The sequence below is a fragment of the Synechococcus sp. PCC 7336 genome, assembly GCF_000332275.1.
Taxonomy (GTDB): Bacteria; Cyanobacteriota; Cyanobacteriia; order Thermostichales; family PCC-7336; genus PCC-7336.
The window spans coordinates 1,589,088-1,605,879 of record NZ_CM001776.1 but is presented as its reverse complement, the minus strand read 5'-3'; the positions used below and the strand labels follow the sequence as shown (position 1 = coordinate 1,605,879).

18 protein-coding genes are annotated in these 16,792 nt (G+C 53.1%); 11 read left to right on the top strand and 7 right to left on the bottom strand.

The window, feature by feature from the left end; all coding sequences use genetic code 11:
• Nucleotides 1-35 precede the first annotated feature (35 nt).
• The 3 genes from SYN7336_RS07660 to SYN7336_RS24955 all read left to right on the top strand — a co-directional run bounded on the left by SYN7336_RS07660 (nucleotide 36) and on the right by SYN7336_RS24955 (nucleotide 2,936).
• Complete coding sequence (locus SYN7336_RS07660; RefSeq protein ID WP_017325343.1) at nucleotides 36-440, top strand: metal-sensing transcriptional repressor; 405 nt, start codon at nucleotides 36-38, stop codon at nucleotides 438-440.
• Between the two features lie 65 nt (nucleotides 441-505).
• Entirely contained in the window at nucleotides 506-1,903 is a 1,398-nt protein-coding gene (locus SYN7336_RS07655; RefSeq protein ID WP_017325342.1) for a WD40 repeat domain-containing protein, read from the top strand.
• Between the two features lie 94 nt (nucleotides 1,904-1,997).
• A complete protein-coding gene (locus SYN7336_RS24955) occupies nucleotides 1,998-2,936 on the top strand; it encodes a serine/threonine-protein kinase (RefSeq protein WP_051039780.1) in 939 nt (312 codons plus the stop codon).
• Nucleotides 2,937-3,043: 107 nt separating this feature from the next.
• Here the strand turns inward: SYN7336_RS24955 and SYN7336_RS31985 are convergent, their stop codons facing one another.
• The 3 genes from SYN7336_RS31985 to htpG all read right to left on the bottom strand — a co-directional run bounded on the left by SYN7336_RS31985 (nucleotide 3,044) and on the right by htpG (nucleotide 6,038).
• Nucleotides 3,044-3,511 carry a type II toxin-antitoxin system HicA family toxin gene (locus SYN7336_RS31985; protein WP_071590756.1) on the bottom strand — a complete coding sequence of 156 codons (468 nt, stop codon included), beginning with the start codon at nucleotides 3,509-3,511 and terminating at the stop codon, nucleotides 3,044-3,046.
• 67 nt (nucleotides 3,512-3,578) lie between these two features.
• The gene (gene purE, locus SYN7336_RS07640) at nucleotides 3,579-4,121 is read right to left on the bottom strand and encodes a 5-(carboxyamino)imidazole ribonucleotide mutase (protein WP_369791873.1); all 543 of its coding nucleotides are present in this window, start codon (nucleotides 4,119-4,121) and stop codon (nucleotides 3,579-3,581) included.
• Between the two features lie 45 nt (nucleotides 4,122-4,166).
• Nucleotides 4,167-6,038 carry a molecular chaperone HtpG gene (gene htpG, locus SYN7336_RS07635; RefSeq protein ID WP_017325338.1) on the bottom strand — a complete coding sequence of 624 codons (1,872 nt, stop codon included), beginning with the start codon at nucleotides 6,036-6,038 and terminating at the stop codon, nucleotides 4,167-4,169.
• Nucleotides 6,039-6,315: 277 nt separating this feature from the next.
• Here htpG and SYN7336_RS07630 point away from each other — a divergent pair, with 277 nt between their 5' ends.
• From SYN7336_RS07630 to SYN7336_RS07605, 6 genes are all read left to right on the top strand, one after another.
• Complete coding sequence (locus SYN7336_RS07630; RefSeq protein WP_017325337.1) at nucleotides 6,316-6,762, top strand: ATP-binding protein; 447 nt, start codon at nucleotides 6,316-6,318, stop codon at nucleotides 6,760-6,762.
• A gap of 599 nt (nucleotides 6,763-7,361) precedes the next feature.
• Nucleotides 7,362-7,616, top strand: coding sequence for a hypothetical protein (locus SYN7336_RS24945; protein ID WP_017325336.1), 255 nt, complete (start codon nucleotides 7,362-7,364; stop codon nucleotides 7,614-7,616).
• A gap of 127 nt (nucleotides 7,617-7,743) precedes the next feature.
• Nucleotides 7,744-8,487: a hypothetical protein gene (locus tag SYN7336_RS07620; RefSeq protein ID WP_156820075.1), complete on the top strand. Its 744-nt coding sequence runs from the start codon at nucleotides 7,744-7,746 to the stop codon at nucleotides 8,485-8,487.
• Nucleotides 8,484-8,855 (top strand): hypothetical protein, encoded by a 372-nt coding sequence (locus SYN7336_RS07615; RefSeq protein WP_017325334.1) that lies wholly within the window; start codon nucleotides 8,484-8,486, stop codon nucleotides 8,853-8,855. Before SYN7336_RS07620 ends, SYN7336_RS07615 begins: the two co-directional genes overlap by 4 nt.
• Nucleotides 8,852-9,505 (top strand): hypothetical protein, encoded by a 654-nt coding sequence (locus SYN7336_RS07610; RefSeq protein ID WP_017325333.1) that lies wholly within the window; start codon nucleotides 8,852-8,854, stop codon nucleotides 9,503-9,505. Before SYN7336_RS07615 ends, SYN7336_RS07610 begins: the two co-directional genes overlap by 4 nt.
• Complete coding sequence (locus SYN7336_RS07605) at nucleotides 9,481-9,693, top strand: GIDE domain-containing protein (RefSeq protein WP_071590755.1); 213 nt, start codon at nucleotides 9,481-9,483, stop codon at nucleotides 9,691-9,693. The genes SYN7336_RS07610 and SYN7336_RS07605 overlap by 25 nt, the downstream gene beginning before the upstream one ends.
• A 471-nt stretch (nucleotides 9,694-10,164) precedes the next feature.
• Here the strand turns inward: SYN7336_RS07605 and SYN7336_RS27790 are convergent, their stop codons facing one another.
• The 4 genes from SYN7336_RS27790 to SYN7336_RS07580 form a co-directional block, all read right to left on the bottom strand.
• Nucleotides 10,165-11,127: an FHA domain-containing protein gene (locus SYN7336_RS27790; protein ID WP_017325331.1), complete on the bottom strand. Its 963-nt coding sequence runs from the start codon at nucleotides 11,125-11,127 to the stop codon at nucleotides 10,165-10,167.
• Between the two features lie 344 nt (nucleotides 11,128-11,471).
• Nucleotides 11,472-11,615, bottom strand: coding sequence for a SulP family inorganic anion transporter (locus tag SYN7336_RS30680; RefSeq protein WP_369791879.1), 144 nt, complete (start codon nucleotides 11,613-11,615; stop codon nucleotides 11,472-11,474).
• 90 nt (nucleotides 11,616-11,705) lie between these two features.
• Complete coding sequence (locus SYN7336_RS24935; protein WP_017325329.1) at nucleotides 11,706-12,689, bottom strand: glycosyltransferase family 2 protein; 984 nt, start codon at nucleotides 12,687-12,689, stop codon at nucleotides 11,706-11,708.
• Between the two features lie 12 nt (nucleotides 12,690-12,701).
• The gene (locus SYN7336_RS07580) at nucleotides 12,702-14,813 is read right to left on the bottom strand and encodes a glycosyltransferase (RefSeq protein ID WP_017325328.1); all 2,112 of its coding nucleotides are present in this window, start codon (nucleotides 14,811-14,813) and stop codon (nucleotides 12,702-12,704) included.
• A 132-nt stretch (nucleotides 14,814-14,945) separates the two neighbouring features.
• Between SYN7336_RS07580 and SYN7336_RS24930 the strand changes: the two genes are divergently transcribed.
• Both SYN7336_RS24930 and SYN7336_RS07570 read left to right on the top strand, forming a co-directional pair.
• Complete coding sequence (locus SYN7336_RS24930; protein ID WP_017325327.1) at nucleotides 14,946-15,944, top strand: trans-aconitate 2-methyltransferase; 999 nt, start codon at nucleotides 14,946-14,948, stop codon at nucleotides 15,942-15,944.
• Between the two features lie 38 nt (nucleotides 15,945-15,982).
• On the top strand, nucleotides 15,983-16,750 hold the full coding sequence (locus tag SYN7336_RS07570) for a sulfotransferase (RefSeq protein WP_017325326.1): 768 nt from the start codon (nucleotides 15,983-15,985) through the stop codon (nucleotides 16,748-16,750).
• The last annotated feature ends 42 nt before the right edge of the window (nucleotides 16,751-16,792 follow it).

Genomic DNA, 16,792 nt, shown 5'->3' with positions numbered 1-16,792 from the left:
TCGCCACCCCGACTCCACTTCGCACGTTTGAATTTATGAATCGTTCTCGACCTGCTTCCGATATCCAGCCCCATGCTGGCGATCGCGCTGACGATCTCTTGCTCGACGATCTGCCTGTGGATCTCGATGCCACCCCTACGTTACCCACCCAAACCAAGGCCCATCCCCACCATCACGACCCCGCATCGCAGCGCAAGCTGGTGAATCGTTTGGCCCGCATTGAAGGACACGTGCGCGGCATTCGCTCCATGATCGAGCGGGAGCAGCCCTGCCCGGATGTATTGCTGCAAATTGCAGCAGTTAGGGGGGCCCTCGATCGCCTCGCCCGTATCATCTTGGACGATCACATTTCGGAGTGCATTGCCCATGCTGCCGACAGTGGCGATATCCAAGTGGAACTAGATGAGTTAAAAAAAGCGATCGATCGCTTCATTCGCTAGTCTGGGCACAGTGCAGATATCCCCCAACTCCGTCTCAATTCACACTTCCCAAAGCCTGTTTCTCGATGTCGGACTGGTCTGGTGCGCTGGCACAACAACTGCAGTTAGCTTGGCAGCAATGGCAGCAACAGCCTTGCGATCGCCATCTATTGCAGGGCGCTCTGCTGCAACAGGCTCGCCAGCACTGGCCGACACTGGAGTCCCTCGTTGCGTCCCCCGTTCGAGACTATTTCAAACTCAGCACCGAGCGGGAATGGGCTGCCGCTGTGCGAGTGTTAGCGGAGGCCGCTCTGCACAACCCCCTCCCCATCATTCAACAAACCCTCAATCGCGATCCGACGGCGGGACTGATCCAAACCCTTGTGGCGGTGGGGGACTGTCTGGAGCATTTGCAACAGGTGCCCGATGTTCTTCTGCAACATTTGCGGCAGGTCTTGGAGATCGCGCGGGAGACGGCGGTGTCGAGATTGGAGGCAGGGGCAATCGCTGCCGTTGCCTTTAGCCCCGATAGCCAGAAGCTTGCGGTTGCTTGCGACAGTGGTGTCGTATTGGTACTGGAGGCTCGCAGCCTGAGCCAGATCCATCCCATTGAGGCTCACGAGGGAGCTGCGATGGCAGTGACCTACAGCCCCGACGGCCAGTGGCTCGCCACTGGGGGCAGCGATGGCTTAGTGCGGCTCTGGGACGTAAGCGGAAAGCCGCTAGACCCTCCGTTTATCGGTCACGAGGGGGCAATCTTGGCGATCGCCATCAGTCCCGACGGCGAATGGATTGCCAGTACGGGTAGCGATCGGGTCGTGCAACTGTGGACGCGGCAAGGGGTGCCGCTAGCCGCTCCCCTGCAGGGCCATCGCGGCATCGTTCGGCAGCTCTGCTTCGATCCGGGCTCTTGCCTGTTGGTTGGGTTGGGGGGCGATGGCTGCGTCTATCGCTGGACGGTGGGCGATCGCTACCTGAGGGATAGGCTCGAACTCCCCAGCGAGACAGGCTTCTCGCTGGCCGTCGCCAGCAGCGGAGACATTGCCGCTGGCGATAGTGAGGGCAACCTCAGCGTTTGGGATCGCTGCGGGCATTCGCTCGGGTGCTGGCCTGCCCACCGGGGCCCGCTCTCTGCCCTCGCCTTTGTGGACAACACCCCCATCAGTGCCGGTTGGGATGGCAGCTTGGCCCAATGGAGCGATCGCGGCCAAGTGCAGCGTCACCTCCACAGCAAGCGCCCCGAAATCTTCAGCGCGATCGCCGCTGCCCCGAACGGTTTCTGGTTAGCCAGCGGCAATCGCCAAGGCCGGCTGAAGTTGTGGGATATCCGCGAGCTCGACGCCACTCCAGCTCCATCCGAGCCGTGGCGGTTTTGGTTGCAAGTGGCCTGCGATCGCCTTCAGCACCACCCCAGCTTCGCCAACCCTCTCAACCATTCCACTCGTGTCGCCTGCGAAACCTGTCGGCGTTACATTGGGGAGTGAGCGTGGTAAATTCCGCAATTGACCCGCCCGATAAAATCATTTTGTACCCTCGGCTGATATTGGGATGCCCCCAAGCTCTTCTGTCCGCCCGACCGTGACTGTCGAACCCACCACTCTTCCCCAAAACTCTGTGCTGGAGCGCACGACACTGCCCCCCAACACAGTTTTGTGCCGCTTGCAGGGCAACCGGGGCTGGCAAGTTGTCGCTGGGGCGATCGCTCACATTAGTGCTCCCCCCAATACCGCTCGCTACAGAGTCTTAAAAGCCATCGGATCGGGGGGCTTCGGCACCACCTACTTAGCCCTCGACACCCAGCAGTCCGAACGCAGACATTGCGTGATCAAGCAGTTACAAACCCCCGATCTCCCCTGCGATCTCGCCCAAACCGGAGCGGTTAGTCCCTCCCTCTCGGTTGAAGCCGATCTATTGAGCCAACTGGGGCAACATCCCCAAATTCCAGCCCTGCTCAATTCGTTTGAGGCGGATGGCAGTCTATACATCGTGCAGGAATATATCCGAGGCCGATCGCTCAAACAGGAGTTTGTGGAGGGTCAGTGGCTGTCGGAAGCGCAGGCGATCGACCTATTGGAACAACTGTCGAATGTGCTAATGTTCGTCCACAATCGAGGCGTGATTCATCGCGATATCAAGCCCGCCAATATCATTCGTGCCGATGTCGATGGCCGCCTCTTTCTGATTGATTTTGGCGCAGTCCAACAATTGGATGGTCGTTGGGGTCAGCCCAATACCGTGATTGGCTCTCGCGGCTATGCGGCTCCCGAGCAGATGGAGGGCTATCCCAAACTCAATAGCGATCTCTATGCTCTGGGAATTGTGGCGATCGCCGCCCTGACGGGTATCCCTGCTTACCAGCTCCACAGCGGCAGTGCTGTCGGTCCCGTCCCTCTCGATGATTTTCCCATTGGTCCGGGGTTAGCCCAAATTCTCAAAAAGCTGGTGGTGTGCGACTATCGTTACCGCTACCAATTGGCGGCGGATGTGTTAGCCGATCTGAAGGCGCTGATGCAATAGATTAGGCGCTCGTGTTAACCATTGCTTCTTCCTCTGGTTCGATCCCGGCTAGCAGCAGGAATTCTCTCACGCTCTTTACTGCTGCTCTCTTGGTTGTCTTCTCGACGTCAGTTCGACAGGCGTCTGGCCCGAATGGCACTGAAATAAGACCGGCTCAGAGGCTGAACCCCTTGGAAATGCGTGGCTGTCGATGCCAGATTACTCCTTAACTCAGTGCCATTCGCGTCTGGCCCCCATCCCCTAACCCCTTCCCCCAAGTTTGGGGGAAGGGGAACAGAACAGTAGATTGCGGGTTTGAGGCTGTTGCTCCCCTCTCCCAAACTTGGGAGAGGGGCTGGGGGTGAGGGCCATGCAGAGCCATCGAACTCAGGTTTCTCGGGGTGCGGCTCGTGAAACACCCGCTTGATATCGCTGAGGGAAACCCTCACCCTCGAACCATTGCCTTGAGTCACGGTTGCTCCGAGGGCTACGAACAGATTTTCGATATCCTTCCATCTAATGTTTGACTGGACGGGGTCAGAGAAGATCGCCGCCAGCGTCCTAGCTTGTTTGCTATTGAGCTTCATTAGAGACATTTAGTCCTAGCTTTTGGATGTCTCCGAGAGAACCTAGCTGGAAGCCGGATGTGAGACGAAAACCATTCTACTTCGCAGCCATCCGGTCTAAATAAGGACGATACCCTAGCTGTGATAACTGCTCGTCTTTGCCTTCCACCATCTCAGCCAACTCCGCCCGATAGGCTTGCACCTTCTCCAACAACTCCGGCTGCTGGCAAGCCAAGATCTGAATCGCCAGCAATCCCGCATTGTGGCTATTTCCGATCGCCACCGTCGCCACCGGAATCCCCCTCGGCATCTGCACAATCGAATAGAGGGAATCCACCCCGCTCAAGTGTCGCGTCTGCACCGGCACGCCGATCGTCGGCAGCGGCGTCAGAGCCGCCATCATGCCCGGCAGGTGTGCCGCTCCCCCCGCTCCGGCAATGATGACCCGATAGCCCTTGAGATGAGCGGTTTTGGCAAATTCCAGCATGCGCTCGGGGGTGCGATGGGCGCTGAGAATGTTCGCGGTATAGGGGACTTCAAACCGATCGCACACCTCAGCCGCAGCCGCCATCGTCGGTAAATCCGAATCGCTCCCCATGGCGATCGCAATTCTAGGCGTAGCAGTAGAGATATCGGGCATGGGGTAAGGGAGAGATGGCGGGACCGAGGGCAAGAGCGCAGGTGATTACGCGAGTGCCTTCTCCGTCAGCCGGGTCAGCACCTGATTCGAGCGTTGTAGGAATGACTGCATGGTATCGGGGTCGGGATTGCGTTGGGCCATCATGGCTAGGTCGTAAATGTGGTTGCAGATCAACTGGGGTAGATCGTCACTGCCCACCACTTGCCCCTGCGACAGCTCCTGCAAATTGCGCACCAACGGGTGAGAGGTATTCACCACCAGCGTGTGCTCGTCGGGGAGCTTGAGGGAAGCAGCATCCTGCTGCATGACTGCCGCCATCTCCTGCATCCGACGCAGCGCCTCGGGTAACAGAATCATTGCGGGTACTGCCTCTGACTTGAGGGCTTGAGCCTTCACCGAGAGCTGTTCTTTGCCCAGTGAAGACTTGAACAATTCCTCCAGAGTTTCAGCGCGGGTTTTATTGGTGGCGGGATCGACAATATCGGCAGCACTGTCTTCATCCACGAGGGTATCGTCCAGCTCCGAGTCCACCCGTTTGAATTGCACTTCGCTGTTTTCCCGCTCCAGAAAACCGGTGAAGTGACTGTCGATAAAGCCGTCCAGCACCAGGACTTCCAGCCCTTGCCCCTCGTGCAGTTCGATATAAGGTCGTTGAGCAGACTTGTCGTTGGTATAGTAAACCGTCTTATCCTGCTTCTCTTGGTTGCGCTCCAGATAGCCTGCCAGAGTGACGTAAGGCGACTGGCCCTCCTCTGTCTTGCTCGTCTCGAACACGAGAATGTCCTTCACCCGCTGGTAGAACTTATCGCTGTTCATGACGCCGAACTTCACAAACAGGCTGATGTCGGGCCACACCTGCAGATAGCGATCGTAGTCTTCTTTGTAGAGGTCGTTGAGGCGATCGCCCACCTTCTTGGCAATGTGATCGGAGATGCGCTTGACCTTGCGATCGTTGTGCAGGTAGCTGCGGGAGACATTCAGGGGAATGTCGTTGCCGTCAACATCGATGACCCCCCGCAACGGCATCAGGAATTTAGGAATCACTTCCTCGGCGTTGTCGGTGACGTAAACCTGATCGCAGAACAGCTTGATTTGGCCGCGATTGGGATCGATGTCGGGACGGAGTTTGGGGAAGTAGAGAATGCCCTTGACAATCACCGGATAGTCGGTGTTGATGTGAATCCAAAAGAGGGGTTCTTCCTGGAAGGGATAGAGATAGCGGTAGAACTCCAGATAGTCTTCATCTTTGAGTTCCGCTGGAGACTTGACCCACAAAGGCTCCTGCTTGTTGACCACCGAGTCGCCAAACTCGATCGGCACGGATAAGAAGTCGCAGTATTTCGTAATGAGTTGGCGGATGCGGGCTTCTTCGAGGAATTCGTCATCCTCTTCCGTCAGGGTTAGCGTGACGGTGGTACCGACATCGGTGCGATCGGAGTCGTCCATCGTAAATTGGGTGGAGCCATCGCAGGACCAGTGAACGGCTGGAGCATCCGCCCGGTATGACTGGGTGTCAATTTCAACTAGGGCAGACACCATAAACGAGGAATAGAAACCCAAGCCGAAGTGGCCGATAATCCCTTGCTCGTTGCCATTCCCCTTATATTTCTCGATAAACTCTTCAGCGCTGGAGAAGGCCACCTGGTTGATGTAATTTTTCACCTCGTCGGCGGTCATACCCAAGCCAGTGTCGGAGATGCTGAGCTTGCGATTGTCTTTATCGATCGCGATCGTAATCTTCGGCTCTGGCAGAGCGGATACATCCTCTCGATAACTAATCCATTTCAGCTTGTTAATGGCATCAACCCCATTCGAGACCAATTCTCGCAGGAAGATCTCGCGATCGGAATACAGCGATTTTTTGATGATGGGGAAGATATTCTCGGTATGAATGCTGATATTGCCTTGTTCGTGCATGCGGGGTCACTCCCAATCCATCTATCTAGTGAGTATTCATCTATTGAGTGAGTCTGGGTTCCAGTACGGCGGGTCGGGTCGCCCTCGGGGTTGCCCAGCCTCTTGAAGTTAGCACTCTCGTCAGTCCAGTGCTAATCTACCGAATCTGCCCAATCGACGACAAGTCCCTCGGGCGATCGCCGTTATTTTAGCGGCAGCCCCAACAAACTGTACTGCTCTACAGGCTGATTTGCTAAAATAAAAAAGTGCCAGAATGCCAACCCAGAGAACTGCGCCTGTGCTCTCGATTCTGCGACAGCCGGTCACCCGGCCCGCCTACACCCTCAGCTTTGTTTCCACCCTCTATGTCCGACCTATCCTCGACTTGCTAGTACTGGAAGTCCCCCGCTGCTGGCAGGCAGAAGTGCGCTTGGGCCTGCAAGAGGCCCTTGTAAACGCCTCAATGCACGGGAACGGCTTAGATGCATCCAAGCGAGTGACGGTCGAGGTCTTCAACCAAGCCCCCCTCTATCAATGGACAATTGTGGACGAAGGGCCTGGTTTTAATAGCCACTGTCGCTGCCAGCGCCAGCTCGGTCGCGACATTGCCACTACTGACGAATGCGGGCGCGGCGTTTATCTGCTCAAACAAATCTTCGATCGCGTCGAGTGGAACGAAACCGGTAACGAACTGCAACTCGCCAAAGCGATTCATCGCTACAGCAACGCTCCCCTCATCTCTTGAGGGATTCTCTACACCCAACGGCAGCCATTTAGCACAAAAAAACCGGCAGCAGCGGATCGAGTAGAACTCGACCACCGCTGTCAGCATTGCAAGGATGTCACTCGCTCCTCAGTTAGAAAATGCCAATTAAAACGATGAGCGTAAATAGGCACAAAAGCACAATGGCTGCCATCGTCGCCAGGAAAAAGCCATCGCCGTTGGACGTTCTTTTGACTTTTGCAGAGTGTCCCATAACAACCTCGCTGAAAGACAACTTGCAAAGCTTTGTACTTCTATTTTAGAAATTTCTTCGGGGTAGAAGCGGCAAATTGCGATAAAGCTTCACTCATCTCCCCCATGAAAAGACCTCAGCCAGATCGCGCAGACTCACCTTGCCGAGTAACCCGCACATCAATCGTGGCAAGACGAGGTCGGTGGGGAACTCGACGATTTTGAAGGAAGTGCCGTTGCCTGCGTTACTCGAATGGCACGCCCACCTACCCAATTGTCACGAATTGGTAATTTGTCATATCGGAATGTAGGGCGACTGATACATTAGCCCCGAGAATAGCCACCCTCGCCAATCGAGGCTACCGAATGTCGGTTAAGGAGATGAGCAGATGAGCAGTACGGCAACTTGCCCGATTTGCCACGTACATATTTCTGGCGACAAAGTCCAGTTTGCTTATGGAGGCGAGGGCACTAAAGCGCGACTGTGGGCGAGAGTGTGCCGTCATGCCAAGCAGGCCGGTTGCATCAATGACTACCGCCAAAGCAATCGCTTGTTTGACGAACAGGATAATTTCGGTCAGGTGGAAACCAACGAAGCTGAGGTGATGGATCTCTTGAAGGATTTGTGGCCGTCCGAGAGCTGAACTGGGCAGCGATGGGGTTCGCGAATGCGCGACAGCAACATGCGATCGCAGTGAATTCTGTCTGAAGAACCGCAATTCCCCCCGAGGCACCGCCTACAATACAGGGCATAACTTACAGACAGATGGCGTGGCGCGATCCAAACTCAATCGCTTGCGAACCCAAGGAAGACCCCGACGGACTTCGGTGGCAGAAAAGCCTCTCGTAGAGCCCACCTTGCAAGACGGTCGCTACACCCTCGTCGATCGCTCGGACAGTTGGGGACCCGTGTACGGGCTCGGAATTGCAGCCGCCATCTTGACGGCAATGGATATCGGGTTTGCCCTGTTGTTCCTGTCAATGATGGGCGGCATCTTTGCCGCAACGATTGTTGTTGGCATCTTTGCCGTCATTTTCGTTGGGGGCTTTGTTTTAGTCACGCTCGTGCTTTGGGCTCTGTTTATCTATCAGTTGCGGGTCGTGCGCAGCTACAAACCGGGCGAGCTGGTGCTGTCTCACTGGCCTTTGCGACTGGGGGATGATGTCACTGTGACTTTCGAACGGCAAATGCGTGGCAACCGACGGGTTCAATCCTCCGGGCAACTGGAAGCGAAGCTGCTCTGTAGCGAGCGGGTTATTTACAAGCAGGGCACGAATACTCGCAAGGCTTATGCCCCTGTCTCTGAAGTCGATTTGGGAACTCAGGCTCTCGTACCCGGAGGCAAGGCGGTGCGCGGCACTTGGCAAGTCCGCATTCCTGTAGGAGGTCCGCCCTCATTTGAGGCGACCCACAATCAACTGCGCTGGCATGTGGAAGTCTGGTTGCGCCAACCCCGTGCGGTGGATGACGATAGTGTCTTTTGCCTCAAGGTATTGCCGGAGGTGGTGGCGTGATTCACATTGTGCTCGAAACCGATACTTTCGAGGTGGGGGGCGAGATCGCCGGTCAGGTGTCTGTATCGCTCGATCGCAACAATCCCCCCAAGCAGATCGAGATCGAAGCGCTGTGGCGCACAGAAGGACGGGGCACTCGCGACAAAAGAACCATTGACAGCGTGTCGCCCCCGCTAGAGGGAGCGACGTGGGCGATCGGCCGTCAGTTCCCCTTTCGCTTCCCCCTGCCCGACGATGTGCCGATCTCCTACGATGGCGAATTGATTCGCGTCATCTGGGAGGTCGAGGTGCGGGTCGCGCTGGGCTGGCTGAAATCTTTAAAAGAGACCGCAAGCTTTCGAGTCCTGCCTAAAAACTCCCGGCGATGAAGCACGATCCCTATGCTTGCTTGGGTTTGAGGGGCAATCCCTTCATCCTCGAAGAGACACCGGGAGCAGCAGCAGGCACCTGGATCGATCGCGGCATTTCGCCACCCCAACCGGGCCAAAACACCTTCGTGCAACTGCAGGCCGATCGCGGTGCGGGCAAAACCTCGCACTTGCTCCACTGGCGATCGCAGTATCCCGGCCCCTATAGCTACTACCCCATTGAAGTCCTGCAGCGCTGGCACCTCCCGGCGGTAGATGCCATTGCCTATTGGGACGAGGCCGATCGCATTCCCCTCCCTCTCCTGCTCGCGGGCCTCGCTCGTGCGGCGAGTGCGAACGCCACCATTGCGGTTGGGACTCATGTCGATTTGGCCTGGGCTGCTCGCTGGATGGGGTTTCGAGTCGAGAGGATCTCGCTGCCTCCGATGGATGCAGCCACATTACAAGTCTGGGCCGCGCGCAAAATTGCAGCCGCCACACTGCCGGATATGGATTCTAGCGGTTTGGCCCTAGAGCCTGCGATCGCAGTGGAGATTGCCCGTGCAGCCGGTCACTCCTGGCGCGAAGCAGCAGATCGGCTCCACATTTGGGCTGCCCGACAGGCACGCTTTGCGAGGCAGAACCGGTGGGGCGAGAAGTGTATGTGTTAGGGGAGGTGGAAGGTCGAGCGGGAAATTTGCAGGTGAAGTTACCGAGTGGCAAGCATCGCTTTATTATCAGCACCAAAAGTGAAGAGCAATTACAGAAAGAGGCGGATACCTCGTCTAAAGCGTTTTTGGTTGGGGCGATCGCCTGTGGCGCGATCGGCCTTGTTTTAGTGATTGTTGGCGTAATTTAAGTTTTGGCTGCTAATGGCGCGAGATCGCCCACAGCCCCAAATTCCCCTACAAAGTTAGGGGCACTCTAACTTCAACAACTCCTTCTAAACCGCATCCATGTTGAGACCTGAAGTTTTCAGGCGTTGCACTCAGCCCCCTAAATCCCCCACCAGTGGGGGACTTGTGAGAGGCTATTGGCTTCGTTCTAAAACTTGAATGACCGCGATTCGCTGGTTCGTCTTCCCCGTCTCCAAACCCCAGCTAGCACTGTCGTCAAGTCCCCCAGAATGGGGGATTTAGGGGGCGAATGCAGCGATCGCCAGCGCTAGTGAGAGGGACTCATAGGTGTCTTCATTAAAACTACGGGTTTCAGACTAGACTCGGTTTAACTAAGAATCCAAAATATCATACAAAAGCGATCTCTCCAGAGCAGTTCAAAACCCTTCATGACAGCCCGATCGCAGCAGTCGAAACTCATACCGCACCAATCTCTACAGCGCGGACATCTCAACCTCAGCCATCTCTCTCGGCAGAAACCGAGCCCGAATATTGGGACCAAACCCAATCACATCCCCATACCGCAAAACCCGGTGCCTGACCTTTTTCCCGTTCACAAACACGCCATGCTTACTATACTTTTTGTCTCGACCACAATCTAAAACTTCATATGTCTCGGACTGCCGAATATCTCCTTGACTGGAACGAATCAAATAGGCATGTCGCCGAGAAACACACTTATCATCAATCAAAATATCGACCTTAGAATCCCGCCCAACCGAATACATCCGAGATTTGAGACTAACACTAGAAAACACTTCATTGCGATTGAAAACGAGCATAAACTCAGACTGATGGAATTTGCCGTCTACGTCTAAATCGTCGGCATATAAGGCATCCTGGTGGCCCGAGAGCCTCTCCTCGCGAGACTGAGAATCCACAAACTCATCGGCAAAATACTCAACCGTCGATTGCTTAATCAAGCCATACTCCACCAAAGCTTCGCCAATTTTGAGTCGGCGATTCTGCGATCGCACCTGCTGCAGAGCAAACTTAATTTCTTCCTCACTCACCAATCCAGCCGCTCGCAAAAATTCCCCCAATCGCTTACATCCTCGACCTTTAGCCAACTCTCCTGAATCGCGAAAAAAGTCAACCGTCGCACTCTTAAACCCCATCCGATCGAGCAAAATATGGTCTAGCTTCCCTCCCATCCGCCGCCATTCGCAAGCCAGTTTTTCAATATCGCGATCGCTCAGCAAATCTGCCTTTTTCAAGTTTTCGATCACTGGGTAGTTGAGAAAATATTCCAGAAATTTTTTGCTCACTAGATCGAAATCTCCACCCGAACTTTCATCGCTCGCCGATAAAATAAGCCGATCGGGCTCGGATGTTTCAGCGGCTTGGGTCAGTTCGCGCAATTGCTCCTGGACTTGAGTGTCTTGACGGGTATTCATTAACTCTATGGGGCAGACAGGCTTGGATTGTCGAATAATGAATCAGTACCGCCAAGCATGCAGACTGCAGTACCGATTGGAGGCTTTTCATAAAAGTACCCATTTTTCGATGAAAACGATCTCCTTCTTCCTCAATCTATTAGAGAAAACACTTAAACAACTTATAAAAGTACTCCTCAGTCTTGCCGGAACCAAATCATTTTTGCATAAAATTCTTAGCCAGAGCTGCGATCGACCGTTGGCAAGATTGACTGACGCAGATCCCTCGAACGAGGCCGTTGCAATCCTCAAGTCGGCGATCGCTAGCGAAACCGCAAGATAGGAATGTGCGATCGCCGTAATGGTCACAATCGCCACCAACGGAGATGGAACCAGGCCGGGACGCCCGCAATCATCGAGAAGGCGATCGCCTCTGGAATCAGCGCTAGGTCAACGACCATCCCGGCCAGAATGTCTCCTTTTAGGTTGGCAAACCATTCTCGCTGCAATGTTGCAAGCTTCACTCGTCTCTCCTAGATGTGGAGCTTTCCACACAGTTTAGAGTTTATGGTGAAGCTGCAACCGCCCAACTGCGGAATTTAGTCAGGGAACGGACGGCCAGAGAGGTGTTTGAAGTCGTCTAGAAAGGCCAAGACCGCTAATCGCAATGCAGTGCCCTCTACCCCATAGCCCACGCGCCAACTTTGCCAAGCGAGGCCCAGTAGGTGACGGCCAAAATCGCGCTGTATCGGCTTCTGGTTGTGGGTTGGAAAGCGATCGCCTAAAGCACTCACCAACTCGCAGTAGGCCCGATAGCCTTCACCCGTAACGCGAAAACGATTGCTCCACCACTGGCCCAACTCCCGTCCCAACTGACCCACCTCGCGCGTTGCTCCCACGACATTGCTGTCATGTTGGCGATAGCGCACCAACGGCTCTCGAACGTGGGCAATCGTTCCCATCCGAGCCGCCACCAACGCGATCCACCAATCGTGAAACCAATCCCCAGATGTCGGTTCGGGAAAGGGCAACACCTTCGGCAGGAGATCGGCTCTAAACAGACAGGCACAACCGGTCACAACGTTCTTGAGTAGCAGTAACTGCAGCGTTACAACCTCGGGAACCCGACCCTCATAATTCCAGCCGGAGGGATGGATGGTGCGATCGCGCTCGTCGATAATTTCCAAGTCGCAATGAACTAGCACGGCTTCCCGCTCGCGCAGCACCTCCAGCATCCGTTCCAATTTAGATGGCAGCCAAATATCGTCTTGATCGCAAAAGGCGATCGCCGTTGCAGTTTTGCGGCAACAGCCCAATCCTCGTTCAAAATTGCGATAGGCTCCGACATTGTCTGGAAAGGGATGCAGGACAAAGCGATCGTCTCCGGCAATACAGTCTCGAATCGCCTGGAGTGGCTTTTCGCCCGATCCATCATCAATGATGTGACAGAGCCAATCGGTATCGGTCTGTTGTTGCAGAGACTGAATTTGAGCTGCGAAATAATCCAGATTCGGGCAATAGGTCGCTAAGACAATATCGATCGATTCGCGATCTGCCTCTGGTTGGGGAAAGGGTTGCAGCACCGCCTATGGACCTCACCGAACAGGCGTGGAGATCGATTGCAGTTCACTCACAAGAGACTGCAGCGATCCTTTCAAGCCTTCTGGGCCAAAGCGCTGAATCGTTCGCAGGGATTGGGCAGACATCTTCGTCCAGCGATCGCGATCTCCATACAAACTCAATACTTCTTTAGCAAAGACTCCGGGCTCGTCACACACAATCGCATCTGTTCCCGCCACCAATCCCATCCCCTCCGAGCCAATTGAGGTGGTTACTACGGGCAAACCGTAGGACAAGCTGTGGCCAATTTTGCCCTTCATGCCAGCTCCAAAGCGAAGGGGAGCGACAAATAGCCTTGCTTGGAGAAAGTAGGGGTCCACATCCGCTAAATAGCCAGTCACAATCACGCGATCTCCGCCTAACTCTCGCACCCCATCCGGCGGGTTGCTACCCAAGAGGGTCACCGTCATCTCGGGATCTTCCGCCCAGACGAGGGGCATAATCTCCTGACACAGCCAGACAACGGCATCCACATTGGGTTGGTGGTTGTAGCCGCCGATAAACAACAATCCGCTGCGGGCGTCAAATTCGGGTAGTGTTCCGGCATAGGAAATATGAATGTTGGGCACGACACGCACGCGATCGATGCCCAGTTCAGCTAAAAGCTTCTGCTCCACATCAGTGACGACGACTGTGGCATCAGCGGCCCGAGCGTAGCCCAACTCCAGCTCCTTCATCTGCTGCCAACTCAGATCGCCATCGTTGGACTTCATGTAGTCCTCCTGTCGCTGCATGCGCAGGAAGTGCAAGTCGATGGTGTCGTAGATCGCGGGGAGGTCGGGTCGCGATCGCAACAGGTCAAAGTATTTCTCGCACAATTGCGGTCGGCAAACCCAAGCGAGATCGAGCATGGGAAGGCGGTCGCGCAGTTGCAACTGCAAATCTGGCTGGTTGGGGGTAGTGTAGAGGACTTCGATCCCCATCTGTTGCAACTCGGAGGTGTAGGGTTCGGCAGGCAAGCCGTTATTGGGTAAAAAAATGGGAGTACATCCCAGTTCCAACAGCAGCTTGAGGATGTGAAACAGGCGGCAAGAACCCGACTCGCGATCGTAAGCCGGAACGTAGGAATCGATAACGAGTATGATGGGCCGCGCGCACAACCGTCGCGCTCCCAAGACAGCGCCATCCCGCTGACTGTGGCAATGGTGTTGTAGGGCTGTTTGCCATTTGTGCTGGAATTTGTCGCGATTGATCGTTTGATGCTGCTTGACCCCGCTGGTTTCATCGATGCCGCAGGTGACTCCCTCGTAGTGAATCAGTTGTGATTGGGGCTGATAAAGTACGTCATAACCGCGATCGCGCAGAGCAAAGCACAAATCCGTATCTTCGTAATAGGCAGGCAAGAAGTCTGTCGAAAATCCGCCGAGGTCTGCCAGTAAATCGGCACGCACGAGCAAGCTGGCGGCGGAGCAGTAATCCACTGGTCGGAGGTAGTTGTATTGGGGCTCTTGCGGGCTGTTTAAACGGCCGTAATTGCAGCCCGTTGCATCCTGCCAGATAATGCCACCGGCCTCCTGTAGGCGACCGTCGGCATAGATTAATTTCGACCCTACAGCCCCAATATTCGAGTGCGATCGCATCGTCTGGACCAACGCCTCCAGCCACCCCGGCAAGATTTGAGTGTCGTTATTGAGGAAGCACACCCAATCGGCACGGGCCTCTTCTATGCCGCGATTGCAGGACTGGATGAAGCCCAGATTGGTGGTGTTGCGTAGGACGCGAATTCCGGCGATCGCCTGCAATACCTCAGTTGTATCGTCCGTTGAGGCATCGTCTATTACGATAATCTCAAATGGAATCTTGTCGGTGGTGCGCTGATGGAGAGATTTTAAGCAGTTATAGGTGTATGAGGACTGATTGTGGACAGGGATGATAATCGAAACCTCTGGCTGAGAAACGGTCTTAAAGTCTAAAGGACCGGGGGGAGCTAATTTGGCGTACCGAGCGATCTCGGCGCGAAAGGCGTTTGTGCGATCGCCCTTTAGGATTTTTCGCAGTTTGAGGCGCGTGCGAGTCAGGAAGCTTTTCAGCCCCTCTGTCTCAAACACTCTCCAAGCGTTCGAGAGTGCTTGTAGAGTTTGTTTCATACCCATTGCCACCAATGCGGAAGCCTATTCTCCATACCTACTCTAGTTGCGATCGTGCCAGATTTAATATGCTAGAAAGCATTATAGTAAGATGACGGGGAGCATATCGATTCAATAAAGTAGGAGAATCTTGTGTTTAGAGGCTATAAGTCTAGGGTCAAGCACCAAATTCAGCAGTTTGAAGACCCATCCAAGCTCAAAAAGCTTCCCCCAATATATCATTACTATACTAAGAAGTTTGTCATTCCAAGACTTAAAGAAGTATTTGGCATTACTAATGCTCTAGATTTCTATATAAGCCATATTGCCGAGATTTTACCAAAAACAACTTCCCAACATATTATGAGTATAGGCTCGGGAGATTGCAATGTTGAAATTAAAATTGCAAAAGGCTTGGTCAAGTCAGGCATTAAAGAGTTTGTGCTAGAGTGCCATGAGCTTTCTCCAATTAGATTGGGCCGTGCCCAGCAGTTAGTTAAAGAAGAAAACCTTCAGCAGCACTTTAGCTTTCACGAAACTGATTTCAATGATTTTCAACTGAATCATCAGTATTCAGCCTTTATAGCCCATCATACTTTACACCATATTGTAGAGCTAGAATCTCTTTTTGAACAGATCGTTCAATTTCTAGAGCCGAATGGTCGCTTCTTAACAATTGACATGATTGGACGCAATGGTCATATGAGATGGCCAGAGGCACTTGAATTTATCGAAAAAATGTGGGATTTTCTACCCGATAAATATAAGTTCCAGCATCAGTTTCAGAAATATCATGAGAAATTTGTAAATTGGAATTGCGCACACAAGGGGTTTGAAGGCATCCGGGCTCAAGATATTCTCAAGCTACTTGTGGACATGTTTGAGTGTGAAAAGTTCTACGCATTTGGCAATTTGCCAGATATTTTTATTGAAAGAGGTTACGGCCATAATTTCGATGTAGAAGACAAAGCCGATACAGCATTCATTGACTTTATCGAGCATGTAAACGATACTCTGATTGATTGCGGCTATCTCAAACCGACAATGATGTTTGGTATCTTTTCGTTAATAGGTAGTGAGAAGAGCGAGATGCGAGTCTATAAAGACCGGACTCCTGAATGTTGCATTCGACATGTCGACATTCAGGAATAAAAAGCTGGCTTACTACAGAACGTTAAAAATTATTTCTTATGTCAGATTATTTAAAAGACGATATCTTCGTTATCTTGTGTCCAGCGCGCTCGGGCAGCACAATGTTAGTTCATCTATTGCGCTCACATCCAGATATCTGGTGCAATGGCGAGATCTTTCTACACAATGGGAAAATTGGTGCTCTTGTTGGTAACTATCACCAGAAGATGCTAAAAAATCCAGTTCTTCGCCAGTCTTTGGAAGAAGATAGAAAGGATTTGAGTAAGTTTATCTACAAATATGCATTTGATAGTCAGGGCAGAAAAGTTGCTGGTTTTAAATTTAAACATGATGAGTTTTACTTGTCTGACTTTGTAGATATTAGTCAGTTTATACTTCGAGATAAAGATATAAAGATTGTCTATCTCGTCAGGGAAAATCTTTTGAAAAGATATCTGTCCTGGTATGTAGCAAACTATATAACTAAGATTACGCTTGTGGCCGATGAAAGGCAGCGCCCCAAAGTGAGTCAAGTCCACCTTGACCCGTTGGAATGTCTGAAAGACTTCAAGAAAGTACTTGACTGGCAAGAATCAATCAAGCAAAAGCTGGATAGGCACCGCATGCTTGAGATTACCTATGAAGAACTGATTTCCAAGCCAAAAGATAGCCATCAGGATTTGTGTGAGTTTTTAGGTGTCAGCGATCGCAGACTCTATACTGAAACTAAGAAGATTGTACAAACTCACGTTAGCAATGTAATTGAAAATTACCATGAGCTAAAGGAATATTTCCAAAATACTCAATTTGCTAGTTTTTTCGAATAATTCTTCCGATTGGGAAATGTCAATTTTTCTTCAGCTAGATTG

Coding starts and splice junctions, on each gene's coding strand:
- SYN7336_RS07660 (WP_017325343.1), top strand. CDS start 36: ATGAATCGTTCTCGACCTGCTTCCGATATCCAGCCCCATGCTGGCGAT.
- SYN7336_RS07655 (WP_017325342.1), top strand. CDS start 506: ATGTCGGACTGGTCTGGTGCGCTGGCACAACAACTGCAGTTAGCTTGG.
- SYN7336_RS31985 (WP_071590756.1), bottom strand. CDS start 3,511: ATGTCTCTAATGAAGCTCAATAGCAAACAAGCTAGGACGCTGGCGGCG.
- purE (WP_369791873.1), bottom strand. CDS start 4,121: ATGCCCGATATCTCTACTGCTACGCCTAGAATTGCGATCGCCATGGGG.
- htpG (WP_017325338.1), bottom strand. CDS start 6,038: ATGCACGAACAAGGCAATATCAGCATTCATACCGAGAATATCTTCCCC.
- SYN7336_RS24945 (WP_017325336.1), top strand. CDS start 7,362: ATGAGCAGTACGGCAACTTGCCCGATTTGCCACGTACATATTTCTGGC.
- SYN7336_RS07610 (WP_017325333.1), top strand. CDS start 8,852: ATGAAGCACGATCCCTATGCTTGCTTGGGTTTGAGGGGCAATCCCTTC.
- SYN7336_RS27790 (WP_017325331.1), bottom strand. CDS start 11,127: ATGAATACCCGTCAAGACACTCAAGTCCAGGAGCAATTGCGCGAACTG.
- SYN7336_RS07580 (WP_017325328.1), bottom strand. CDS start 14,813: ATGAAACAAACTCTACAAGCACTCTCGAACGCTTGGAGAGTGTTTGAG.
- SYN7336_RS07570 (WP_017325326.1), top strand. CDS start 15,983: ATGTCAGATTATTTAAAAGACGATATCTTCGTTATCTTGTGTCCAGCG.